Below are 22,183 nucleotides of genomic sequence, written 5' to 3' on the forward strand. Positions count from 1 at the left end.
GCACCCATACTGACGGCGTGGTGGACGAGGCGGCGTGGTTGCTCACGCGGACGGAGCGCGGCAACCCCGACACGCGCATCGACCTCCCCGACGGCGTGTCGGCCGACGAGCACGCGGCCACGCCCGAGGGTGACGTCGCCTGGTCGACCGGCAACCGGACGCTCGCCCACATCGACGGGGCGTCCTACTTCCAGGCCCTCCACCGCGTGCTCGAGGCGACGCGCGCGGGCGACCTCGTGCTCTTCACCGACTGGATGGGCGACGCCGACCTGCGCCTGACCGGCGAGCCCGGCAGCGAGGTCGTCGAGGTCATCGGCCGCGCCGAGCAGCGCGGCGTCGACGTGCGCGGGCTGGTGTGGCGCTCCCACACCGACCAGGCCGGGTTCTTCGCCAAGAACAACCGCCACCTCGGCGAGCAGCTCAGCCGCCGCGGCGCCGAGGTCTCCCTCGACATGCGGGTGCGCCCGGGCGGGTCGCACCACCAGAAGTTCGTCGTCGTGCGCCACGCCGACGACCCCTCGCGCGACGTCGCCTTCGTCGGCGGCATCGACCTGGCCCGCAACCGCCGCGACGACCAGCACCACGAGGGCGACCCGCAGGCACGTCCGCTGACCGAGGAGTACGGCGAGCGCGCGCCGTGGCACGACGTGCAGCTCGAGCTGCGCGGCCCGGTGGTCCGCGACGTCGAGACCACCTTCCGCGAGCGCTGGGACGACCCCGCGCTCCTCACCCGCGCCCCGTGGCGACGGCTCGCGGACGCCGTACGACGCGTCGAGACCGACCCGAGCCGCCTGCCCGCCCAGCGGCCCGCCCCGCCGCCGGCGGGCGACGTGACCGTGCAGCTCCTCCGCACCTACCCCTACCTCGGCCCGGGGCGCGGCTACGCGTTCGCCCGGCAGGGGGAGCGGAGCGTGGCGCGCGGCTACACCAAGGCCATCCGGCAGGCGCGCGACCTCATCTACGTCGAGGACCAGTTCTTCTGGAGCCACCGCACCCAGCACAACGTGCCGTGGCGCCGCCGCAGCGACGACAACGAGCCCCGCGGCAACGACGTCGTCGCCGCCCTCGAGCAGCAGCTCCTGGCCCAGCCCGGGCTGCGCGTCGTCGTGGTCGTGCCGCGCCACCCCGACAAGGACGGCCTCAACCGCGCCGCGCAGCGGCTCGCGCGCCACCGCGCCCTCCAGCGCCTGTACGACGTCGCGCCGGGCCGCGTGGCGGCGTACTCGATCGAGAACCGCGCCGGCACCCCCGTCTACGTGCACGCGAAGGTCTGCATCATCGACGACACGTGGGCCACGACCGGCTCCGACAACTTCAACCGCCGCTCGTGGACCCACGACTCCGAGCTGACCGCCGCGGTGCTCGACCCCACGCACGCGGCGACGCTGCGCCTGCGGCTGGCCGCCGAGCACCTCGGGCGCCTGCGCACCCGGCCGGCGTCGGGCGCCGAGGGCGACGAGGACGCGCTGGCCACCGACGAGCTCGACGAGGTCGCCGACTGCAAGAGCGCCGAGGGCATGTTCGAGCAGTTCGCGCAGCACGCCGAGCGGCTCGACGCCTGGCACGCCACCGGCCGGGTGGGGGAGCGCCCCGTCGGGCACCTGCGCCGCCTGCCGCTCCAGGAGCCGTCGCGGCGGGCGCGCCCGCTGGCCCGCCTGCTCCTCGCCGCGGTGCACGACCCCGACGGCCGGCCGCGCGCGATGCGGCGCGACCACTCCTACTGAGCCGACGTCGCCCAGATCAGGAGGGCTCAGCCCACCGCGCGCCGCACCAGCTCGGTGATGCGGGCCGCGTCGTCGTCGGTGATGTCGCGCAGCGCGAACGCGGTCGGCCACATCGTGCCGTCGTCGAGCGCGGCGGTGTCGTTGAAGCCGAGGGTCGCGTAGCGCGCCCCGAACTTCGCCGCCCCCTGGAAGAAGACGACGACCTTGCCGTCGCGGGCGTAGGCCGGCATGCCGTACCAGGTCTTCGCGTCCAGCTGCGGCGCGACCTCGGCGACGATCGCGTGCACCCGCTCGGCCAGCACGCGGTCGGCGTCGTCCATCGCCGCGATGGCGTCGAGGCACTTCTGCGCCTCGTCGGCCTTCTTCTTGCCGCCGCGGCCCTCGTTGCGCAGCTCCTCGGCACGCGCGCGCATCGCCTCGCGCTCGGCCTCGCTGAAGCCGCCCTGGGTCTTCTCGTCCACGCTCATCGTGTGTCTCCTCCCGTGCGCCGGCGCCCGCCGCCGGTCGACGAGGACGACGCTAGTGACGACGGCGCCCCGGGGCTTCTCGGATCCTGACCAGTGCGGGTCAGGGTCACGGGTGGGCCCCGGTCAGGCCACCCACTGCCCCGCGGCGAGCTCGATCCACGCGGCGAGGTCGGCGCCGCCGTCGATCGTGTAGAGCGAGTACGGCGGGCACCCCTCGCGCTCGCTCACGCCCTCGTACGCGTGGTCGGGGGCGAACATCACGACCTCCCCGGTACGGCGGTGCGCGGCCGTCATGCTGCCGTTCGCCTCCTTCGCGACGAGGGCGAACTCGGTGGGGTCGATCGGCACCGGCAGGCCCTCGTCCTCCCAGGCCCACGAGTAGAGATCGACGGACTCGGGGAACGTCCGCTCGTCGGCGGCGGTGGACGCGGTCAGCACCTCGCGGTGGTTGTCGCTCCACCACGTGTCGTCCCCGCCGTACGTGTTCGCGTGGTCGGCGCCCCGAACACGTTGATGATGCCGCCCCAGGCGCGCCACAGCTCCTGGTGCAGCGGCAGCACGTCGATCGGCAGCTCGCCCTGCGGCGGGCGGCACAGCCAGCCGCGACGGCCCGTGGGCCCGTCCCACGCGAGCAGCTCGGCGTCCTTGCTGCCGACGACGACCGGCGTCACGGTGGCGGTCGTCAGCAGTCCCGACAGCACGGGGAGGGCGTCGATGCCGCCGCGGTCCCACGCGTAGGGCTCGCCGGTCGACACCGAGGTGTCGGGGCCGACGAGGCGGGGGTGGGCACGGACGTAGGTCTCCCAGTCGCTCACGGCCGGTGACCCTGCCCCGGCCCGGCCTGTCGAAACGCCCGAGACTCAGGCGGGGTCGGTGGGGGCCGGGGCGAGCGGGTCCTCGCCGACCTGGGTGCCGACGGGCCGCCCGCGCGCGGCGCGGCGCAGGCTGTCCTCGATGCTGGTGAAGCGGAAGTCCGGGGGCAGCAGCTCGCGTCGTACGTCGTCCTCGGCGCACACCATGTCGTGGCGCAGGCTCTCGACGAGCGAGCGGGTGGTGGAGGAGTCGAGGCCGGTCAGCAGCGACGCGGCGCGGCCGACCAGCCACTCCGGCACGAGCGGCACGACGACCTGTGGGCGCCAGCGGCTGTCGAGGCGGGCGGTGAGGGCGACGAGGTCGGGATAGCTGAGCACCTCGTCCCCGCCCAGGTCGTAGTGCCGGTTGCGCGGCTCGCCCTCGAGCGCCGCGGCGATGGTCGCCAGCACGTCGTCGACCGCCACCGGCTGCACCCGGCTGCGCATCCACGACGGCACCGGCGTGACGGGCACGCGGTAGGTCAGGCGGGCCAGCAGCTCGTACGACGTGGAGCCGGCGCCGATGACCATGGCGGCGCGGAGCACGGTCGTGGGGGTGGCCGCGTCGAGGAAGATCTCCTCGACCTCCAGCCGCGACGCCAGGTGGTCCGACAGCTCGTCGTCGGGCACCAGGCCGGACAGGTAGACGATGCGACCGACGCCCGCCCGGTCGCAGGCCGCCGCCACGAGGCGCCCGGCCTCGCGGTCCTTCGCGACGAAGTCCCCGCCGCCCATCGAGTGGATGAGGTAGACGACGGCGTCCATGCCGTCGACCGCTCCGGCGATCGCCGCCGGGTCCTCGACGTCGAACTCCCGCACCTCGACGTCCTCGCCCCACGGGTAGTCGGCGACGCGCGCCGGCGTGCGGGCCGCCGCGACGACGTGGTGCCCCGCCTCGAGCAGCGCCGGCACGAGCCGGGAGCCGACGTATCCGGTCGAGCCGGTGACGAGTACGCGCACGGGGGTTCCTCTCGGGGTGCGACGCCGTCCGGCGTCTCCTTCGAGCATGCCCGCGTGGGGGTAACGGGACGGTGTCGCAGGACGCTGGGGCGTCTACGGGCGGGCCTCGGGCTCCTCCCGGGGGAGCACCTCGGGCTGCGCCGCCAACCAGCCGTGGTGGGTCGTCCCCGTCATGAGCGGGAGATGGACCGCGTCGATGACGGGAGCGGCCACACGTTCCGGCACGCCCTCCGACCACCAGGTGAACTCCCGCAGGCTGGGGTGCTGGTTCGCCAGCCGGGCCGCCTCCATGGTCATCGGGACCACCCCCATGAGGAACAGGGCCCGCAGTGCCGGCGCGTCGAACACCGAGAGAAGTGAGGTCAGGCGCTTCAGGCTCGCCATGTCCAGCAGGAGCAGCGACTGCAGCGTGGCGAACGACGGCAGCTCCTCCAGGCTCGAGAGCCCACGGATGCCCAGGAACCGCAGGAGCCCGAGGTGACGGAGGCCGTCGAGCGAGGTGACGCGTCGCATGTTCCCCAGCCAGAGCTCACGCAGCCCCGGGCACTCCGCAAGCAGGTCCACGTCGGTCCAGGGCATGTAGACGAGGTCGAGGTTGGTGAGCTCGGGGAGCCGTGCCAAGAACCCCTCCGGGATGTCCACGGAGTGCAGCTGCAGGCCGCAACGCCCGGCGAAGAGCGCGGCGTCCTCCAGCTCCAGTCGGACGTTGCGCACGACCGGGTACTCGCTGTTCGACCACTCCTCCCGCTCGGCGTCAGTGGGGCGACGGCGTCGTCGGGGAGCGGCCACAGCCGAACGCTAGCGGCCCCCGTCGCGCGGCGGGACGCATGAACCGCACACCTTCGGGTTACCGTGCCTGAGAACCGGCTGCGTTTTTCTCAGCACCACCAGGCTCAGCCGTTACAGCGGTCGGCACCCCCCGGTGCCGGCTGGAAGAGGCACAACGACATACGGAGGTCCCTCATGAACACTCGTACCATCGCCATTGCCGCGCTCGTGATCGCCGTGGTCATCCTGCTGATCTTCCTGCTCTGATCGAGCCGCTCCCTCGGGGGAGCACCGGGTGAGCGACGTTCCACGTGGAACATCGGCACCACCAGCAACGGGAGCGCCGTACCTCGGTACGGCGCTCCTGGCGCGTCCGGGGGTCCTTCAGCCCAGGCGCAGCGTGACGTCGCCGCCCTCGCGGCGCACCCCGTCAAGCACCGCGCTGGGCACCCGGAACACCCGGCCCGGTGCGGCGGGCCATGCCAGCCGGCGGCGGGTGACGACGGCGCCGTCCTGCACGACCTCCACCCGCGGACGGGCGACGTGCTCGTCGGTCCACAGCAGCAGGCGGCCGCGGGCGGGCGGCGGGCCCGCCGGGTCGACGACCTGCGGCGCGATCCAGCGCAGGGGCGCGTCGACCCGCAGCCGCACCCCGGGGGAGGCGGTCGCCCCGGCCCCCAGCCAGTCGAGCACCGCGGTGGCCACGTGCCGACCGTCGAGAGCCGCGACGTCCGCGGTGTCGACGGGGTGGAGCAGGTTGCCCGCCGCGAACACCCCGGGCGCCGAGGTGCGCAGCGCGGCGTCGACGACCGGGCCCCGGGTGCCGCGGTCGAGCTCGAGGCCGTGCAGCCGCGCGAGCTCGTGGTCGGGGATCCAGTCGCCCGTCGTGACGACCAGGTCGCACGGCACGGTGCACCGCTCGCCGTCCGCGTCCTCCACGACGACGCCCGTCAACCGGCCCCGCCCCTCGATCGCGACCACGCGGCTGCGCGCCAGCACCGGCACCCGCAGGCCGACCCGGCCGGCGAGGCGGAACGCGGCGTAGGACTCCGAGCGGGGGTGCTCCGTCACCATCGCGACCGTGCGGCAGCCCGCCTCCCGCAGCGTCAGCACCGCCGACCAGCTGACGAGCTCGCCGCCGAGCACGACCGCCCGCTCGCCGACCCGGCGGTGGTGCAGGTGCACCAGGTTCTGCAGCTGCCCCGTCGTCATGACGCCGTCGGGCCGGTCGCCGGGGATCCAGCGCGCCGGGCGCGCCCGCTCGCGCGCCCCGGTGGCGAGCACGACGGCGTCGGCCGTCACCGTGCGGCGACCGGTCGGCGCGGTCACCTCGAGCGTCCGCTCCCCGGCCCAGCCCGTCACCATCGCGCCCGTCTCGATGACGGCGCCCGCGGCCGTGGCCTGCTCGACGAGGGTGCGGGCGTACGCCGGGCCCCGGACGACCCGGTGCAGGTCGCGCATCCCGTAGCCCGTGTGGTCGCTGTGGCGCGGGATGCCCCCGGCCTCCCGCTCCCGGTCGAGCACGAGCACGGAGCCCGCGTCCCCCGGCCCGCCGAGGGCACGCGCCAGCTCCGCCGCGGCGGTCAGGCCCGCGGGCCCACCGCCGACGATCGCCACGCTCACGTGGGTGGGCGGGGTGGTGGCGCTCATCGGTCGGTCCCCTCGGTCGGGCGGGCGTCGGCGAGGCTCGCGCCGCAGGTCTCGAGCGCGGCGGCGGCCTCGGCGCCGCAGTAGAAGCCCTGGCACCGCCCGTTCATCAACCGCGTGCGACGGCGCAGGCCGTCCAGGTCGCGCGGCGGGAGCGGCGAGGCGAACGCGTCGCGCACCTCGCCCGCCGTCACCCGCTCGCAGAAGCAGACGACGCGGCCGTACGCCGGGTCCGCGGCGATCGCGGCGGCGTCGGCGTACGGGCGCAGCCCGGCCTCCCCGATGTTCGGGATCCGCGGCGGCGCGGGCAGGTCGTCGCGCTCGCGCACGTCGACGCCCCCGTCGGCCAGCAGGCCAGCGACGTGCTCGGCCAGCGCCAGGCTCGAGGTCAGGCCCGTCGAGCGGATGCCGCCGACCAGCACGTAGCGCCGCTCGTCGTCGCGCTCCACGAGGTAGTCCCCGCCCGGTACGGCGGCCCGCAGGCCGGCGTACGTCGCCGTGACCTCCTCGTCGAAGAGCGCGGGCAGGATGCGCTCGCCCTTGCCGCGCAGGAACGCGAAGCCGGCCTCGGAGGTGCCGGTCGCCGTCTTGTCGTCGAGGTCCTCGGCCGTCGGGCCGAGCATGACGTTGCCGTAGACCGTCGGGCTCACCAGCACGCCCTTGCCGAGCGAGGACGGCACGGGCAGCACGATGAGCGGCGCCAGCGGGCGCGCCAGCTTGTCGAAGACGAAGAGCTCGCCGCGCCGCGGCGTCACCGTGAAGCGGTCGTGGCCGAAGAGCGCGTCGATCGTGTCCGCGTGCAGGCCCGCGGCGTTGACGACCCACGTCGCCAGCACGTCGCCGCCGCTCGTGCGCAGCAGCGTCGCGCCGTCGGGCGCCTGCGCGTCGGGCGCCACCGTCTCGACGGACTCCACCCGGTGCTCGAGCAGCACCGCGGCGCCCCGGGCCACCGCGTCGGTGGCGAGCGCGATCGTCGTCGACCAGGTGCAGATGATCGACTCGCCCGGCACGGTCAGGCCGCCGAGCGCGCCGGGGCCCAGGTCGGGCACCCGGGCGTAGACGGCGTCGGCGTCGACGAGCTCGCACGCGTCGTACCCGTTCCGCTCCGCCTTCTCCCGCAGGCCGGGCAGCGCCGCGAGCTCCTCCTCGGTCCAGGCGACGAGGAGGGCGCCCGTGCGCTCGACGGGGATGCCGGTGGCGGCGGCGTAGTCGCCCAGCAAGTGGTAGCCCTGCGCCACCAGCCGCGACTCGAGCGTCCCGGGGCTCGCGTCGAAGCCGGTGTGGAGGATCGCCGTGTTGGCCTTGCTGGTGCCGTCGCCCACGTCGGCGCGGGCCTCGACGAGGGCGACGCCCAGGTCGGCGCCGGCCAGCCGGCGGGCGATGGCGGACCCGACGACACCGCCGCCGATGACGGCGACGTCGACGCGACGGGGCGCGGGGGACGGGGTGCTCATGGCTGCTCCTGCTGGTGCGGGGCGGGGGCCGCGGCGACCGCGGCCGCGGCGGCGACCCAGCGCTCCTGCTCCGCGGTGGCGCGGTCGGGGGACCAGGCGGGGGTGACGACGGACCGGGGTACGACGGGCGGCAGCGCCGCCGCGGGCGTGAGGGTCGGGTCGAGGGCGAGGCGGGCGGCGACCGCCGCGCCGAGGGCGGTGGCGTGGGCCGACGGGTGCACCTCGACGGGCACCTGTGCGCGGTCGGCGAGGGCCTGCAGCAGCACGGCGGAGCGGGTGAGCCCCCCGTCGACCCGCAGCCGGTCGACGACGGCGCCGTCGCGCCGTACGACGTCGAGGAGGTGCACGACCGAGGCCGCGACGCCCTCGACGACGGCGCGCACGACCTCGCCGCGGCCCGTGCCGAGCCGCAGGCCGGTGAGCGAGGCGGTGGCGCCGGGCCGCCACCACGGGGCGGCGAGCCCGGTGAGGGCCGGCACGAACTGCACGCCGCCCGCGTCGGGCGCGGCCACGGCGTCGACCTCCGCCGCGCCGGCGAGCACGCCGAGCCCGGCGAGCCAGTCGACCGCCGAGGCGGCCGTGTAGACCTGCCCGTCGAGGCAGAAGCGGGTCTCGTCGCGCAGCCGCCACGCGGGGCAGGTCACGAGCCCGCCCGCGGAGGCGACCGGCGTGGTGCCCGTCTGCACGAGGAGGAACGCACCGGTGCCGAAGGTGCACTTGGCGGCGCCGGCCTCCCAGCCGCCCTGGGCGAGCAGCGCCGCCTGCTGGTCGACGACGAGGCCGGTCACCGCGAGCGGGGCGCCGAACGCCTCGGTGGTGCCCACGACGTCGTCGCTGGCGACGATGGCCGGCAGCGGCTCGTCGGCGAGGTCGAACAGCCCGAGCAGCTCGGCGTCCCACACCGTCGGGTCGGCGAGCGTCGTCAGCAGCGAGCGCCCGGCCGTGGAGACGTCGGTGACGAACGCCCCGCACAGGCGGTGCACCAGCCAGGCGTCGGTGGTGGTCACCACGCCCTCGGTCGTCAGGTGCTCGCGCAGCCAGCGCATCTTCGGCGCGGAGAAGTAGGGGTCGAGCACCAGGCCGGTACGGCGGGACACCTCGTCGCCGTGCCCCCGCGCCCGCAGGTCGTCGGTGATGCCCGCGGCCCGCCGGTCCTGCCAGACCACGGCGGGGGTGAGCGGCCGGCCCGTCGCCCGGTCCCAGGCCAGGACGGTCTCGCCCTGGTTGGCCAGCGCGACCGCGGCGACGGCGCCGTCCGGCAGGGCCGCCTCGGCCAGTGCTCGCCGGCCGGTCGTGACGACGGCCGACCACAGCGCCTCGGGGTCGTGCTCGACGCCCCCGTCGGGCAGGTGGCGCGGCGGGTGGCCGACCTCGACGGCGGCCAGCACGGTGCCCGCCGGGTCGACGACCACGGCCTTGGTGCCGGACGTGCCTTGGTCGATCGCGAGCACGTGGTGCACGGGCGTCTCCCGGGAGCAGGTGGTTGGAGGGGGTGAGGCGGCTCAGTTGGTATATACCATGCGCCCTAGGCCATGACCGGCGCAAGTGCTACGTTGCCGACCGTGCCCCCACGACCCTCGCCGCGGCCCGCTCCCCGGTACGTCGGCATCGCCGACGAGCTGCGCGAGCGCGTGCTGCGCGAGGAGCTGGCGCCCCACACGCTGCTGCCCTCGGAGCGCGAGCTCGGCGAGACCTTCGGGGTCTCCCGGATGACCGCACGGCAGGCGCTGACGGTGCTCGCGAACGAGGGCTACGTCTACCGCCGGCCCCCGCGCGGCACCTTCGTCGCCGAGAAGCGGCACGTGTTCCGCGTCGGCAGCTTCAGCCGCGAGGTCGAGCGGGGCGGGCGGGTGCCGACCGCCGTCGTCCTCAGCGCCACCGTCGCCGAGGCCGACGTCGAGACCGCCGCCGCCCTCGACATCGAGGCCGGCGACCCCGTGCACCTCGTCCGACGCCGCCGCAGCGCCGACCGCGACGCGATCGCCCTGGAGTCCTCGGCCTTCCCCGTCGCGCTGACGCCCGGGCTGCTCGAGCGCGACCTCACCGGGTCGCTGTGGGAGCTGCTCGCCGACGCCTACGGCACGGTCGTCACCACGGCCCGGGCCACGCTCGCCTCCGTGGTGCTCGACGACGAGTCGTGCGCCCTCCTCGACGCGGTGGCGGCGACGCCGGGCACGCGCCTGGTGCGCGCGGCGCTCGACGCCGACGGCCGGTGCGTCGAGCTCGCCCGCGACCTCTACCGCTCGGACCGGGCGGTCTTCGAGGTGGAGGCCGACGTCACCAGGTGAGCACCTCGACGTCGGGCCAGCGCAGCCGCGCGGCGGCCACGACGGCGCCCCGCGCGTTCACGAGGTGCCGGTGCCGGGCCCGCTCGAGCAGCGGGAAGTCGGAGGCGGCGTCGGTGTAGGCGTGGTCCCACGCCGTGAGACCGGCCGCGGCGGCCCGCACCACCTTGTGCGCGCCGTACGTGTGGTCGGTCAGCAGCGACCCGCCGAGCCCGCCCGCGATGCGCGACGCCACGACCCGCACCTCGGGCAGCCCCAGGGCGTCGAGGAAGGCCCGCACGGTCACGGCCAGGCCCGCGGAGACGACCGTGACGTCGCCGTCGGCCAGGTGCGCCCGCATCGCGTCGACGGCGGCGTCGACCCGCCACGCGGGGTCCGTGGCCAGCTCGGCACCGAGGCGCCGGGCCCGGTCCTCGACGTCGGCCCGCCGCGCGCCGACCAACGCGGCCCGCACCACCACCCGGGACGCGGGCGCCCGCAGCGGGGGCGCGACGGAGGTGACGGCGTACCCGACCAGCGGCCCGGCCGCCACCGGCAGCAGCCACGGCCGGGTGCGCAGCCGCCGGCGCAGCAGCTCGACGGTCGAGTCGTGGCGCACGACGACCCCGTCGAAGTCGAAGACGGCGTGCGGACGGGCGGAGGGGTCGGGCGACGGCACCGGCAGACCGTACGACGCGCCCCCCCGCCCCGGTTCGTGGTGGCAGCGCCAGGAATTCCGTGGCGCTGCCACCACGAGACGCCGGCGCGCCCTGCATAAGCCCGGCGCCGCCCCGCGCATGGATCCGCGCATGGTGGGCGCCCCGACGGCCGCGTGTAACACGCGGGTGACGCGACCGGCCTACCGTCCGGGAGCGTGACCGTGTTCCGACAGACCCTCGGGTCGACGACCTACCGCTTCGACCACCTGGTCGAGCTGATGGCGAAGGCGTCGCCGCGCCGCTCCGGTGACGAGCTGGCCGGCTGCGCCGCCGCGACGGATGCCGAGCGCGCCGCCGCGCAGTGGGCGCTCGCCGACGTCCCGCTCGACCTCTTCCTCACCGAGCTGCTCGTGCCGGGGGAGACCGACGACGTCACGCGGCTCATCCTCGACCAGCACGACGCCACGGCGTTCGCGGCGATCTCCCACCTCACCGTCGGTGGCCTGCGCGACTGGCTGCTCGAGGTCGTCACGCTGCCCGACGCCGCCGAGCGGCTCGCCGCCGTGCGCTGGGCGCTGACGCCCGAGATGGTGGCGGCGGTCAGCAAGCTGATGCGCAACCAAGACCTCGTCGTGGTGGCGCGGGCCGTGCAGGTCACCACGGCGTTCCGCACCACCGTCGGCCTGCCGGGCCGGCTCTCGACGCGGCTGCAGCCCAACCACCCCACCGACGACCCCCGCGGCATCGCGGCGGCCACCCTCGACGGGCTGCTGCTCGGCTCGGGCGACGCGGTCATCGGCATCAACCCGGCCACCGACTCCCCGCGGGCGGTGCGCGACCTGCTGCACCTGCTCGACGACGTGCGGCAGCGCTACGACATCCCCACCCAGTCGTGCGTGCTCACCCACGTGACCACGGCGATCGACCTCGTCGAGGCCGGCGCCCCGGTCGACCTCGTCTTCCAGTCCATCGCCGGCACGCAGGGCGCCAACGAGGGCTTCGGCGTCACGCTGGCGATGCTGCAGGAGGCGGACGAGGCCGCGCGGTCGCTGCGGCGCGGCACGGTCGGGCAGAACGTCATGTACTTCGAGACCGGGCAGGGCTCGGCCCTCAGCGCCGGCGCCCACCTCGGCACCGGCGGGCGCCCCGTCGACCAGCAGACCCTGGAGACCCGCGCGTACGCCGTGGCCCGCGCCTACGACCCCTTCCTCGTCAACACCGTCGTCGGGTTCATCGGCCCCGAGTACCTGTACGACGGCAAGCAGGTCGTGCGCGCCGGTCTCGAGGACCACTTCTGCGCCAAGCTGCTCGGCCTGCAGATGGGTGTCGACGTCTGCTACACCAACCACGCCGAGGTCGACCAGGACGACATGGACGTGCTCCTGACGATGCTGGCCGCCGCCCGCGTCGGCTTCGTCATCTGCGTGCCGGGCGCGGACGACGTGATGCTGGGCTACCAGAGCCTGTCGTTCCACGACGCGCTCTACGCCCGCGACCTCGTCGGCGCGCGGCCCGCGCCCGAGTTCGACGCCTGGCTGGAGAGGGTGGGCCTGATGTCGGAGTCCGGACGGGTGCTGCCCGTCGACCCGCGCACCTCCGCGCTGCGCACGCTGGGGGCGGGCGCGTGAGCGACGAGGACTTCTGGGCCGCGATGCGCCGCACGACGTCGTCGCGCATCGGGCTGGGCCGCACCGGCGACACCCTCGCGCTGCGCGACGTGCTCGCCTTCCGCGCCGCCCACGCCCGCGCCCGCGACGCCGTGCACGTGCCCGTCGACGTCGACGCGCTCGTCGGCGACCTCGAGGCGCGCGGCCTGGGCACGCCGTACGTCGTGCGCAGCCGCGCCGGCGACCGGGGGGAGTACCTGCGCCGCCCCGACCTCGGCCGCGAGCCCGCGGACCTCTCCGGGCTGCCGGAGGTGGCCGAGGGCGAGGGGGCCGACATCGGGGTCGTGCTCGCCGACGGCCTGTCGGGCCAGGCGCTCACCGACCACGCCCCGGCGTTCGTCGCGGCGCTGCGCGAGGCGCTCCCGTCGTCCCTGACCTGGGCCCCGCTCGTCGTCGCGACCGACGCCCGCGTCGCGCTCGGCGACCACGTGGGCGCCCGCCTGCGCGTCGGCACGCTGCTCGTCGTCGTGGGGGAGCGGCCCGGCCTGTCGGTGCCCAGCAGCCTCGGCGTCTACCTCACCCACCGGCCCCGGCCGGGGCGGCGCGACTCGGAGCGCAACTGCGTCTCGAACATCCACCCGCCCGACGGCCTCGACCACGGTACGGCGGCCCGCACCGTCGCCGCGCTCGTCGTCGGGGCGCGCCAGCTGGGGGAGTCGGGGGTCCGCCTCAAGGACACCTCGGGCGCCGCCGGGGCCGTGCCGCCGCCCGACCCGACGTCCGTCATCTGAGACCTCGGGGGCGTCCCGGCCCCCGGCCGGCCGTCCACGGCCGTCCAGCCGACCCCCGCCCGAGGCCCGGGTCACACGGCTCGTGACGGCGGCCACACGGCCGTGGCCGCCCGGCTGGCCGAGAACTGCATCACGCCGCTGACCTGCGCGGTTAACCCCGTGGACACGGTCGGGACGTGTCGTGGCCCGTCGTGCGTCACCGCCGTCACGGCCGTGTGGCGGGCGTGTTACATAAGCGGGCACTTATGTTGATCCCCAACAGACGTATTAGACACGTATGTTGTCGGCTGCGCATGATCCTCCGAGACCCCCGCCCGTTGCTCGGTTCGAGGCGGTACTCGTCCGGACCCCGCCGGTGCTCCCACCGGCGTGGACATCTCGAGAGGACCCTCATGCGCACCTCCCTCACCTCGCGGCTCCGCGCCTCGGCCCGACCCCGCACCGCGGCCCTCACGGCCGCTGCCGTCGCCTCGATGACCCTCGCCGCCTGCGGCGGCGGCAGCAGCGCCGGCGACGCCGACACCCTGCGGTTCGGTCTCTCCGCCGAGCCCGTCACGCTGACCACGGGCGTGTGGCAGGGCTCGGCCACCAACTTCGTGCTGACGCTCGTCCACCGCGGCCTCATGACCCTCGACGAGGAGGGCGCGGTCGTCCCGGCGCTCGCCGAGTCGGTCGAGACCCCCGACCCCACGACGTACGTCTTCACCCTCCACGAGGGCCTGACGTTCTCCGACGGCACGCCGCTGACGGCGCAGAACGTGAAGAGCTCGCTGGAGTACTACGCGAACCCCGAGACCGGCTCGACGCTCATCGCGGGCCTGCAGGACGTCGCGGACATCACCGTCGAGGGGGACACCAAGGTCACCATCACGCTGTCGGCGCCGAACAACGCGTTCCTGGAGTACCTGGCGGTCCCCACCGCCGCGATCGTGCCGGACGCGAGCCTCAACCCGGACACCCCGAACACGGTCGGCGCCGGCCCGTTCGTCCTCGAGGACACCCAGGCGGGCGTGGGCATGACCTTCGCGAAGTTCGACGACTTCTACGACGCCGAGGACGTCGCGCTCGAGGGCATCGACGTCACCTACTACGCCGACGGCGACGCCCGCGCCAACGCGATGGTGAGCGGCGACGTCGACATGATCGACTACGTCACCTGGGAGAACTTCGACCGCGTCGGCGACACCGACGGCGTCGAGCTCGACGCCCAGCCGGGCCCGTTCCAGTACGTGCAGTTCAACACCACCGAGGGCCCGTTCGCCGACCCGCTGGTGCGCCAGGCCGTCGCGCACGCGGTCAACCGCGACAACGCGCTGACCGCCGCCTTCCAGAGCAACGGCGAGCCGCTGTACGGCGTCGCGCTCTCCGACCCCGCCCTCGAGGGCGTCGGCGACGAGCTGTGGAGCTACGACCCCGACCGGGCGAAGGAGCTGCTGGCCGAGGCCGGCTACCCCGACGGGTTCGAGGCCACGCTGCTCGCGACGTCGCAGTACACGTTCCTCCAGGACAACGCCCTCTCGGTCCAGCAGGACCTGCAGGCCGTCGGCATCGACGTCACCCTCGACGCCCCCGACTGGTCGGGCCGTCTGGAGAAGGGCGCCGCCGGCGACTACGACCTGGCCGTCTCCGGCGAGGTCGGCATCGTCACGGACCCCTCCTACCTGACGAACTTCGTGCAGGGCCCGGACAACTTCAACCGCAGCTACGGCTACCAGAGCCCGGAGCTGGCGGAGGCGCTGGAGGCCGGCCTGCGGGCCACCGACGACGCCGCGCGCACCGCGGCGTACGAGGACGCGTTCGCCCTCTTCGCCACCGAGGTGCCGTTCGCGTCCATCAACACCCGCGACCAGGCGTGGGCCTACGCCGACGACGTCGAGGGCTTCGCCAACCTGCCCGGCTTCCACACGTTCTTCAGCGGCTACACGCTGGCGAACGTCTCGCTCGACCGCTGAGCCGGCACCGGAGAGGAACACCGTGTACACGTACGTCCTGCGCAGGATCGGGATGGGGGTCGGCCTCGTCCTGCTGGTCCTGACCCTCATCTTCCTCGCGCTGCACCTGGTGCCCGGCGACCCCGCGCTGCTCCTGCTCTCGCAGGGTGACGGCGGGTCGGCCACCCCCGAGGCCGTCGCCCGGGTCCGGGCGCAGCTCGGGCTCGACGAGCCCCTGCTGACGCAGTACTGGCAGTTCCTCTCCGGTGCCCTCACGGGCGACCTCGGCGAGTCCTTCCGCAACCAGCAGCCCGTCGCCGAGGCCATCGGCGAGCGGCTGCCGCGCACCCTCGAGCTCGTCGGCCTCGCCACCCTCATCGCGGTCGTCGTCGGCGTGCCGTGGGGCGCGCTCGCGGCCCGCAAGGGCGGTTGGTTCGACTCGCTCACCTCGGTGCTCACGTCCATCGGCGTGGCCCTGCCGGTCTTCGTGTTCGGCGCCGTGCTGATCCTCGTGTTCGCCCTCAACCTGGGCTGGCTGCCCGCCGGCGGGTACGCCGAGTGGGGCGCCGACCCGAACCGGCACGCGCAGGTCCTGGTGCTGCCCGCGGTGGCGCTGGCCGTCGGGTTCGCCTCCACGGTGGCCCGCATGACCCGCTCCGCGGTGCTCGAGATGCTGCACCAGGACTGGGTGCGCACGGCCCGCTCGCTCGGGCTGTCGCGCCGTACCGTCTTCCGGCGCTACGTGCTGCGCAACTCCCTCACCCCGGTCGTCACCACCGTCGGCATCGGCGTGGGCACCCTGCTCGGCTCGACCGTGCTCGTCGAGCGGGTCTTCAACTACCCCGGGCTGAGCAGCCTGCTGGTCGAGGCGGTGACCGCCCGCGACTACCCCGTCGTGCAGGGCATCGTCATCACGATCGCCGTCCTGTTCGTGTCCATCAACATCGTCGTCGACGTCCTCTACGGCGTGCTCGACCCGAGAGTGAGGCGATGAGCCGTGCTGACCCGTCTCCGTCACGCGCTGACCCCGCTGCGGGCCGTGGCCCTGGCCTACGTGGGCCTCATGCTCCTCGTGCTGCTGCTCGCCCCGCTCATCTCCCCGCACGACCCGCTGACCCAGGACGTGGCCAACCGGCTGCAGTCGCCGGGCGCCGGCACCCACCTGCTCGGCACCGACGAGCTGGGCCGCGACATCCTCAGCCGCGTCATCCACGGCGCCCGGGTCGAGCTGCTCATCGCGCTCGGCGCCACGGCGCTGGCGATGGTGCTCGGCACCCTCATCGGCCTGCTCGGCGGCTACTTCGGCGGCCTCGTCGAGGTGCTCACCATGCGGGTGCTCGTCGACGTGCTGCTGGCGTTCCCGCCGATCATCCTGGTGCTCCTCGCCGTCACGCTGCGGGGCCCGGGCACCCTCACCCTCATCGTCGCCATGGGCGTGCTGTTCGCCCCGACCTTCGCCCGCATCGCCTACGGCCAGGTCATCTCGGTCAAGCGGCTGGAGTACGTCGAGGCCGCCACCGCGTTCGGCGCCCCGACCCGCACCCGGCTGCTCGGCGTGATCCTGCCGAACATCTCGGCGCCGCTCATCGTGCAGGTCTCGCTCACCATCGCCACCGCGATCCTGCTCGAGTCGGGCCTCAGCTACCTCGGCCTCGGCGTCGTGCCCCCCACGCCGTCGTGGGGCTCGATGGTGGCCCAGGGCCAGCGCTACCTGTCCAGCGACCCGCACGTCCTGCTCGTGCCCGGGGCGTTCGTCGTGCTCACCATCCTGGCCTTCGGCCTGGTCGGCGACGCGCTGCGCTCGGGGCTCGACCCGAAGTCGAGGAACATGCGATGACCCAGCCCGTGCTCGAGAAGAGCCCGCCCACCACCGCGCTGCTCGAGATCACCGACGTCGGTGTCGAGTTCGGCGGCCCCAAGCGCTGGAAGGCCGTCACCCACGGCATCACCTTCTCCGTCGCCCCCGGCGAGACCGTCGCCCTCGTCGGCGAGTCGGGCTCCGGCAAGTCGGTCACCGCGATGGCGGTGCTCGACCTGCTGCCGGAGGGTGCCCGCCGTACCGGGTCGATCCGGCTGTCCGGCGAGGAGCTCGTCGGCGCCTCGGAGAAGCGGCTGCGGGAGGTGCGCGGCAGCGACGTGGCCGTGATCTTCCAGGAGCCCATGACGGCGCTGAACCCGGTCTACACGATCGGCCACCACCTCGTGGAGGCCATCCGCAGCCACCGCGACGTCGACAAGGCCGCGGCCCGCGAGCGCGCCGTCGAGCTGCTGCGCCAGGTGCACATGCCCGACCCCGAGCTCAAGGTCAGCCACTACCCCCACCAGCTCTCGGGCGGCCAGCGCCAGCGCGCCATGATCGCGATGGCGATGGCCTCCGAGCCCCAGCTGCTCATCGCCGACGAGCCGACCACCGCGCTCGACGTGACGGTGCAGGCCGAGATCCTCGACCTCGTGCGCGAGCTCCAGCAGCGCACCGGGATGAGCGTCCTCGTCATCACCCACGACATGGGCGTCGTCGCCGACGTCGCCGACAAGGTCGTCGTCATGCGCGACGGCCGCGTCGTCGAGCAGGCGCCGGCGCGCGAGCTCTTCGCCCGCCCCCGCCACGAGTACACCCGCGCGCTGCTCGAGGCCGTGCCCCGGCTCGGGTCGGGTACGACGACCACCGCCGTCGTGGACCGGGAGGCCGCGCCGGTGCTCGAGCTGCACGGTGTCGCCATCGAGTACCCCGGGTCGTGGCGCAAGCCGGGCTTCCGCGCCGGCCAGGACCTCGACCTCACCGTCGCACCCGGCGAGATCGTCGGGCTGGTCGGCGAGTCCGGGTCGGGCAAGTCGACGATCGGTCGGCTCGCGATGGGCCTGCTCCCGGTCGCCGAGGGGCGGATGAGCGTCGCGGGCCGCGACGTCAGCGCCGGCGGCAAGGCCGACCTGCAGCACATCCGCGAGAACGTCTCGATGGTGTTCCAGGACCCCGCGTCCTCCCTCGACCCGCGCCGCACCATCGGGCAGGTCGTCACCGACCCGCTGCGGTGGACGGGCAAGCTCACCGACCGCCGCGCCTGCCGGCGCCGGGCCGAGGAGCTGCTCGACCAGGTGCGGCTGCCGAAGGAGTGGGTGGACCGCTTCCCCCACGAGCTCTCCGGCGGCCAGCGCCAGCGCGTCGGCATCGCCCGCGCGATGGCGACCGACCCCCGCCTCCTCGTGGCCGACGAGCCCACCTCGGCGCTCGACGTCTCGGTGCAGGCCTCGGTGCTCGACCTGTTCACCGACCTGCAGCGCGAGCACGGCTTCTCCTGCCTCTTCATCACCCACGACCTCTCCGTCGTGGAGCAGCTGGCCAGCACGGTGGTGGTGCTGCAGAAGGGCCGGGTCGTCGAGCAGGGGTCCACCGCGCAGGTGCTGGACTCCCCCCGCGAGGAGTACACGCGGCGCCTCATCGCCGCCGCGCCCGTGCCCGACCCCGAGCTGCAGGCCCGACGGCGCTCCGCGCGGCTGGCCGGCTGACGTGGAGACCCGACGGCTCGAGATGTACGTGTCGCTCGTCGACGCGCAGAGCTTCCGCACGGCCGCGGAGCGCCTCTTCATCAGCCAGCCGGCGCTGAGCCAGCAGATCATCCGGCTCGAGACCGACCTGGGCCTGCAGCTGCTCGACCGCTCGACCCGTCCCTTCACCGTCACCGCGGCCGGGCAGGAGTTCTACCTGCGCTGCCGCGCCGTGCTCGAGCAGGTGCACGACCTCGAGGGGCTGCTCAACGAGCTGCACGCCGGCGAGCTCGGGCGGGTGCGGGTGGCCATGACCCGCGCGCTCGTCTACGGCCACCTGCCCACGGTCATCCGGGAGTTCCGCGACGCCTCGCCGCGGGTCGAGGTGCCCATCACCTACTCCACGACCGTGCAGATCCTGGAGGAGCTCGAGGGCGGCCGGCAGGACGTCGCGCTTCTGCTCACCCAGCACCGCGACAAGGGCTTCGAGAGCCGCGAGCTGTTCCGCGAGCCCTACCTGCTCGCGCTCCCCGACGACCACCCGCTCGCGGCCAACGACGAGGTCGCCATCGCCGACCTGCGCAACGAGCAGATCATCACCATCCCCCGGCACGCGGCGCCGGAGAACCACGACGCGCTCGTGGTGGCCTGCATGCGGGCCGGCTTCAGCCCGCGCGGCCCGGTCGCGGCGGGGTCATACCTCGACCACGTCGGGATGGTGTCGGCCGGCGCCGGCGTCTCGTTCGTGCCGCGCTCGCTGACGGCGCTGCGGCTGCCCAAGGTCGTCTACCGGCCGCTGGTGGAGCCGCAGCTCGACGCCGTGGTGTCGCTCACCTGGCACCCCGACCGCACCACCCCGGTGACCTCGCGGTTCATCGACGTCCTCACGGCGGCGTACTCCCGCCCCGCCGACCCCGACCGCCCGTGGATGCCCGCCTACCAGGACGCCCTGTGGGCGCAGGGCCTCCACAGCCACACCGACGGGGACGAGGCCTGGCGTGCCGCGCCGGCCGACACCCCGACCCGCCCCCGAGAGGAGCACCCCGCATGAAGATCGCGCTCTGCCAGATGCTGTCAGGAGAGGACAAGGAGGCGAACCTCGCGGAGATGCGCCGCCTCGGCGAGCTCGCGGTCGCCCGCGGCGCCGACCTCCTCGTCTACCCCGAGTGGGCCATGTTCGAGCTGCCGCAGCTCTCGCCCGCCTTCGTGGAGAACGCCGAGCCGCTCGACGGGCCCTTCGCCGGCGAGGTCGCCCGACTGGCGGCCGAGCTCGGCGTCGCGGTCGTCTTCGGCCTCGTCGAGACGTCGCCGGACGCCGACCGGGCCTACAACACCCTGCTGGCCCTCGGCCCCGACGGCGAGCGGGTCGCGGCGTACCGCAAGCAGCACCTCTACGACGCGTTCGGGTTCAAGGAGTCGGACCACATCCGCCCCGGCGACCTGGACGCCCCCGAGACCTTCACGGTCGGCGGGATCGAGGTCGGCATCCTCACCTGCTACGACCTCCGCTTCCCCGAGTCCGCGCGCCGCGTGGTCGACGCGGGCGCCCAGGTGCTGCTCTACCCGGCCTCGTGGGTGCCCGGCCCCCGCAAGGAGTTCCACTGGAAGACCCTGCTCCTGGCGCGCGCCATCGAGAACACCGTCTTCGTCGCGGGCGTCTCGCAGGCCCCGCCGCTCGGCATCGGCTCCGCCCTCGCCGTCGACCCGATGGGCTCGACGATCGCGGAGCTGGCCGAGACCGTCGACGTCGCGGTCTTCGAGGTCGACCCCGGCCGCACCGAGGTGGTGCGGGCCAGCAACCCCAGCCTCGCGAACCGTCGCTACCGGGTCGGCGCCTGAGCGCGCGGCCCTGCTTCCCCACCGTCTCGAAAGGACACCGATCCCCATGACCACGACCCCGCAGCTGGGCGCCTGGCTCTCCGACTCCACCACCGCCGTCGCCGAGATCGTCGCGAAGCTGGGCTACGACTTCGTCATCCTCGACATCGAGCACGGCCCGTTCGACCTCGAGACGCTCGAGCGCTTCATCCCCTTCGTCAAGGGCCTCGGCCTCACCGTGCTCGCCAAGGTGCTCGTGCCCGAGCGCGGCCCGATCCAGCAGGCGCTCGACTTCGGCGCCGACGGCGTGATCATCCCGCACGTGGAGAACGTGGAGCACGCGAAGCTGGTCACCGGCTACGCCAAGTTCCCGCCGCTGGGCGACCGCAGCGCGGCGGGCGGCCGCACCGTCGGGTACGGCGGGTACTCCGACGAGTGGTACCGCAACGCCGACGCCACCACCCTGGTCTTCCCGATGATCGAGGACGCCGGCGCGTTCGACGACGTCGAGGCGATCCTGGCGCTCGACACCGTCGACGGCGTCTTCATCGGCCCGACCGACCTGTCGCTGCGCCGCGGGCGCGGCTCCTACACGCGCAGCGCGGAGGACTTCGCCGACATCGCCCACGTGGCGAAGACGGCCGAGGCCGCCGGCAAGCCGTGGGTGCTGCCCGCGTGGTCCGAGGCCGAGAAGAAGCTCGCCGTCGAGCACGGCGCCAGCTACATCGCGCTGCAGATGGTGCACGACGCCCTCACCCAGGGCTTCACCGCGCCCAAGCAGCTGATGGAGGACATCCTCGCCCAGGCGTGAGCCACGGCGAGGTGCGCGACGGGCGGGGGGCCGGTGGTCCCCCGCCCGTCGTCGTACGTCGGGGGGTCCCGGCTCGTGGTAGCAGCGCCAGACCTTCCGTGGCGCTGGCACCACGAACGGCGGGTGGGGCGGTGCCCCAGCGTCAGACGGCCCCGCCCATGCGGTAGCCGACGCCCCGCACGGTGTGGATGAGGGCGCGGTCGCCCGAGGCCTGGGTGAGCTTGCGGCGCAGGTTGCCGATGTGGACCTCGACGAGGTGGGCGTCGCCGACCCAGTCGTTGCCCCACACGGTGCGCAGCAGCGCCTCGCGGGTCCACACGCGCGCCGGGGTGCGCATGAGGTGGGTGAGCAGGTCGAACTCGGTGCGGGTGAGGTCGACCTCCTCGTCCAGCACGAAGGCGCGGCGGCCGTCGACGTCGATCGCGACGGGGCCGTGGCGCAGGACCTCGTGGTCCGCGGGCACGGGCGCCCCGCCGAGCACGACGGTCTCGGCGCCGGCGGCGGCCGCGGGCTCCTCCGCGACGGGCATCGCCCCGCTGCGGGGACGGCGGAACATCGCCGTCACGCGGGCCTGCAGCTCGCGCGGGCTGAAGGGCTTAACGAGGAAGTCGTCGGCGCCCGTCTGCAGCGCCATGAGGCGGTCCACCTCGTCCTGGCGCGCCGAGACGACGATGAGGTAGGCGTCGGAGAACTCGCGCACGCGGCGGCAGACCTCGAGCCCGTCGATGCCGGGCAGACCCAGGTCGAGGGTGATGAGGTCGGGCTCCCACTCCCGCGCCAGCTGCAGCCCGTCGCGGCCGGTGGCCGCGGTGCGGATCACGAACCCCTGCGCGGAGAGGGTCAGGTCGATGAGGGAGCGGATGTCTGCATCGTCCTCCACGACGAGGGCACGACGGTCCGGACTCCCGTCGCCCGCCACTCCTGGTTCCACAAGGGGTCATTCTTGCA

Annotated in this window: 21 protein-coding genes; 11 read left to right on the forward strand and 10 right to left on the reverse strand. The window is 74.4% G+C overall.

From position 1 onward, the window contains the following. The first annotated feature begins 17 nt into the window (after positions 1–17). The gene (locus tag ACOACO_RS02900) at positions 18–1,724 is read left to right on the forward strand and encodes a phospholipase D family protein (RefSeq protein WP_420294747.1); all 1,707 of its coding nucleotides are present in this window, start codon (positions 18–20) and stop codon (positions 1,722–1,724) included. Positions 1,725–1,750: 26 nt separating this feature from the next. On the opposite strand, the gene ACOACO_RS02905 is transcribed toward ACOACO_RS02900, so the two are convergent. From ACOACO_RS02905 to ACOACO_RS02940, 8 genes are all read right to left on the reverse strand, one after another. Next, positions 1,751–2,191 carry an iron chaperone gene (locus tag ACOACO_RS02905; RefSeq protein WP_420294748.1) on the reverse strand — a complete coding sequence of 147 codons (441 nt, stop codon included), beginning with the start codon at positions 2,189–2,191 and terminating at the stop codon, positions 1,751–1,753. A gap of 123 nt (positions 2,192–2,314) precedes the next feature. After that, positions 2,315–2,629 (reverse strand): hypothetical protein, encoded by a 315-nt coding sequence (locus ACOACO_RS02910; protein ID WP_420294749.1) that lies wholly within the window; start codon positions 2,627–2,629, stop codon positions 2,315–2,317. Then, positions 2,623–3,006: a hypothetical protein gene (locus tag ACOACO_RS02915; RefSeq protein WP_420294750.1), complete on the reverse strand. Its 384-nt coding sequence runs from the start codon at positions 3,004–3,006 to the stop codon at positions 2,623–2,625. Before ACOACO_RS02915 ends, ACOACO_RS02910 begins: the two co-directional genes overlap by 7 nt. A gap of 45 nt (positions 3,007–3,051) precedes the next feature. Then, positions 3,052–4,002, reverse strand: a complete 951-nt coding sequence (locus tag ACOACO_RS02920; RefSeq protein WP_420294751.1) for an NAD(P)H-binding protein — start codon at positions 4,000–4,002, stop codon at positions 3,052–3,054. A 93-nt stretch (positions 4,003–4,095) separates the two neighbouring features. Then, on the reverse strand, positions 4,096–4,791 hold the full coding sequence (locus ACOACO_RS02925; protein ID WP_420294752.1) for a hypothetical protein: 696 nt from the start codon (positions 4,789–4,791) through the stop codon (positions 4,096–4,098). 363 nt (positions 4,792–5,154) lie between these two features. Next, a complete protein-coding gene (locus ACOACO_RS02930) occupies positions 5,155–6,420 on the reverse strand; it encodes an NAD(P)/FAD-dependent oxidoreductase (protein ID WP_420294753.1) in 1,266 nt (421 codons plus the stop codon). Continuing rightward, a complete protein-coding gene (locus ACOACO_RS02935) occupies positions 6,417–7,871 on the reverse strand; it encodes an NAD(P)/FAD-dependent oxidoreductase (RefSeq protein WP_420294754.1) in 1,455 nt (484 codons plus the stop codon). Before ACOACO_RS02935 ends, ACOACO_RS02930 begins: the two co-directional genes overlap by 4 nt. Continuing rightward, complete coding sequence (locus ACOACO_RS02940; protein ID WP_420294755.1) at positions 7,868–9,331, reverse strand: FGGY family carbohydrate kinase; 1,464 nt, start codon at positions 9,329–9,331, stop codon at positions 7,868–7,870. Before ACOACO_RS02940 ends, ACOACO_RS02935 begins: the two co-directional genes overlap by 4 nt. Positions 9,332–9,433: 102 nt before the next feature. On the opposite strand from ACOACO_RS02940, the gene ACOACO_RS02945 reads away from it, so the two are divergent. Then, complete coding sequence (locus ACOACO_RS02945) at positions 9,434–10,159, forward strand: GntR family transcriptional regulator (RefSeq protein WP_420294756.1); 726 nt, start codon at positions 9,434–9,436, stop codon at positions 10,157–10,159. On the opposite strand, the gene ACOACO_RS02950 is transcribed toward ACOACO_RS02945, so the two are convergent. After that, positions 10,149–10,814, reverse strand: coding sequence for a haloacid dehalogenase-like hydrolase (locus tag ACOACO_RS02950; protein ID WP_420294757.1), 666 nt, complete (start codon positions 10,812–10,814; stop codon positions 10,149–10,151). The two genes, ACOACO_RS02945 and ACOACO_RS02950, sit on opposite strands and share 11 nt — an antisense overlap. 195 nt (positions 10,815–11,009) lie before the next feature. Between ACOACO_RS02950 and ACOACO_RS02955 the strand changes: the two genes are divergently transcribed. The 9 genes from ACOACO_RS02955 to ACOACO_RS02995 all read left to right on the forward strand — a co-directional run bounded on the left by ACOACO_RS02955 (position 11,010) and on the right by ACOACO_RS02995 (position 21,235). Further along, complete coding sequence (locus tag ACOACO_RS02955; protein ID WP_420294758.1) at positions 11,010–12,422, forward strand: ethanolamine ammonia-lyase subunit EutB; 1,413 nt, start codon at positions 11,010–11,012, stop codon at positions 12,420–12,422. Beyond that, positions 12,419–13,192 (forward strand): ethanolamine ammonia-lyase subunit EutC, encoded by a 774-nt coding sequence (eutC, locus tag ACOACO_RS02960; protein ID WP_420294759.1) that lies wholly within the window; start codon positions 12,419–12,421, stop codon positions 13,190–13,192. Before ACOACO_RS02955 ends, eutC begins: the two co-directional genes overlap by 4 nt. 392 nt (positions 13,193–13,584) lie before the next feature. After that, complete coding sequence (locus tag ACOACO_RS02965; protein WP_420294760.1) at positions 13,585–15,144, forward strand: ABC transporter substrate-binding protein; 1,560 nt, start codon at positions 13,585–13,587, stop codon at positions 15,142–15,144. A gap of 22 nt (positions 15,145–15,166) precedes the next feature. Next, positions 15,167–16,117 carry an ABC transporter permease gene (locus tag ACOACO_RS02970; protein ID WP_420294761.1) on the forward strand — a complete coding sequence of 317 codons (951 nt, stop codon included), beginning with the start codon at positions 15,167–15,169 and terminating at the stop codon, positions 16,115–16,117. 3 nt (positions 16,118–16,120) lie between these two features. Next, positions 16,121–16,960, forward strand: coding sequence for an ABC transporter permease (locus ACOACO_RS02975; RefSeq protein ID WP_420294762.1), 840 nt, complete (start codon positions 16,121–16,123; stop codon positions 16,958–16,960). Then, entirely contained in the window at positions 16,957–18,627 is a 1,671-nt protein-coding gene (locus ACOACO_RS02980) for a dipeptide ABC transporter ATP-binding protein (RefSeq protein ID WP_420294763.1), read from the forward strand. Before ACOACO_RS02975 ends, ACOACO_RS02980 begins: the two co-directional genes overlap by 4 nt. Before the next feature lies 1 nt (position 18,628). Next, positions 18,629–19,657, forward strand: a complete 1,029-nt coding sequence (locus tag ACOACO_RS02985) for a LysR family transcriptional regulator (protein WP_420294764.1) — start codon at positions 18,629–18,631, stop codon at positions 19,655–19,657. Further along, complete coding sequence (locus ACOACO_RS02990; RefSeq protein ID WP_420294765.1) at positions 19,654–20,445, forward strand: carbon-nitrogen hydrolase family protein; 792 nt, start codon at positions 19,654–19,656, stop codon at positions 20,443–20,445. Before ACOACO_RS02985 ends, ACOACO_RS02990 begins: the two co-directional genes overlap by 4 nt. A gap of 46 nt (positions 20,446–20,491) precedes the next feature. Further along, positions 20,492–21,235, forward strand: coding sequence for an HpcH/HpaI aldolase family protein (locus tag ACOACO_RS02995; protein ID WP_420294766.1), 744 nt, complete (start codon positions 20,492–20,494; stop codon positions 21,233–21,235). Between the two features lie 142 nt (positions 21,236–21,377). Here ACOACO_RS02995 and ACOACO_RS03000 read toward each other — a convergent pair whose 3' ends face one another. After that, positions 21,378–22,115 (reverse strand): response regulator transcription factor, encoded by a 738-nt coding sequence (locus ACOACO_RS03000; RefSeq protein ID WP_420294767.1) that lies wholly within the window; start codon positions 22,113–22,115, stop codon positions 21,378–21,380. Positions 22,116–22,183: the final 68 nt, after the last annotated feature.

The organism is Nocardioides sp. CPCC 205120 (genome assembly GCF_048654585.1).
GTDB lineage: Bacteria > Actinomycetota > Actinomycetes > Propionibacteriales > Nocardioidaceae > Nocardioides.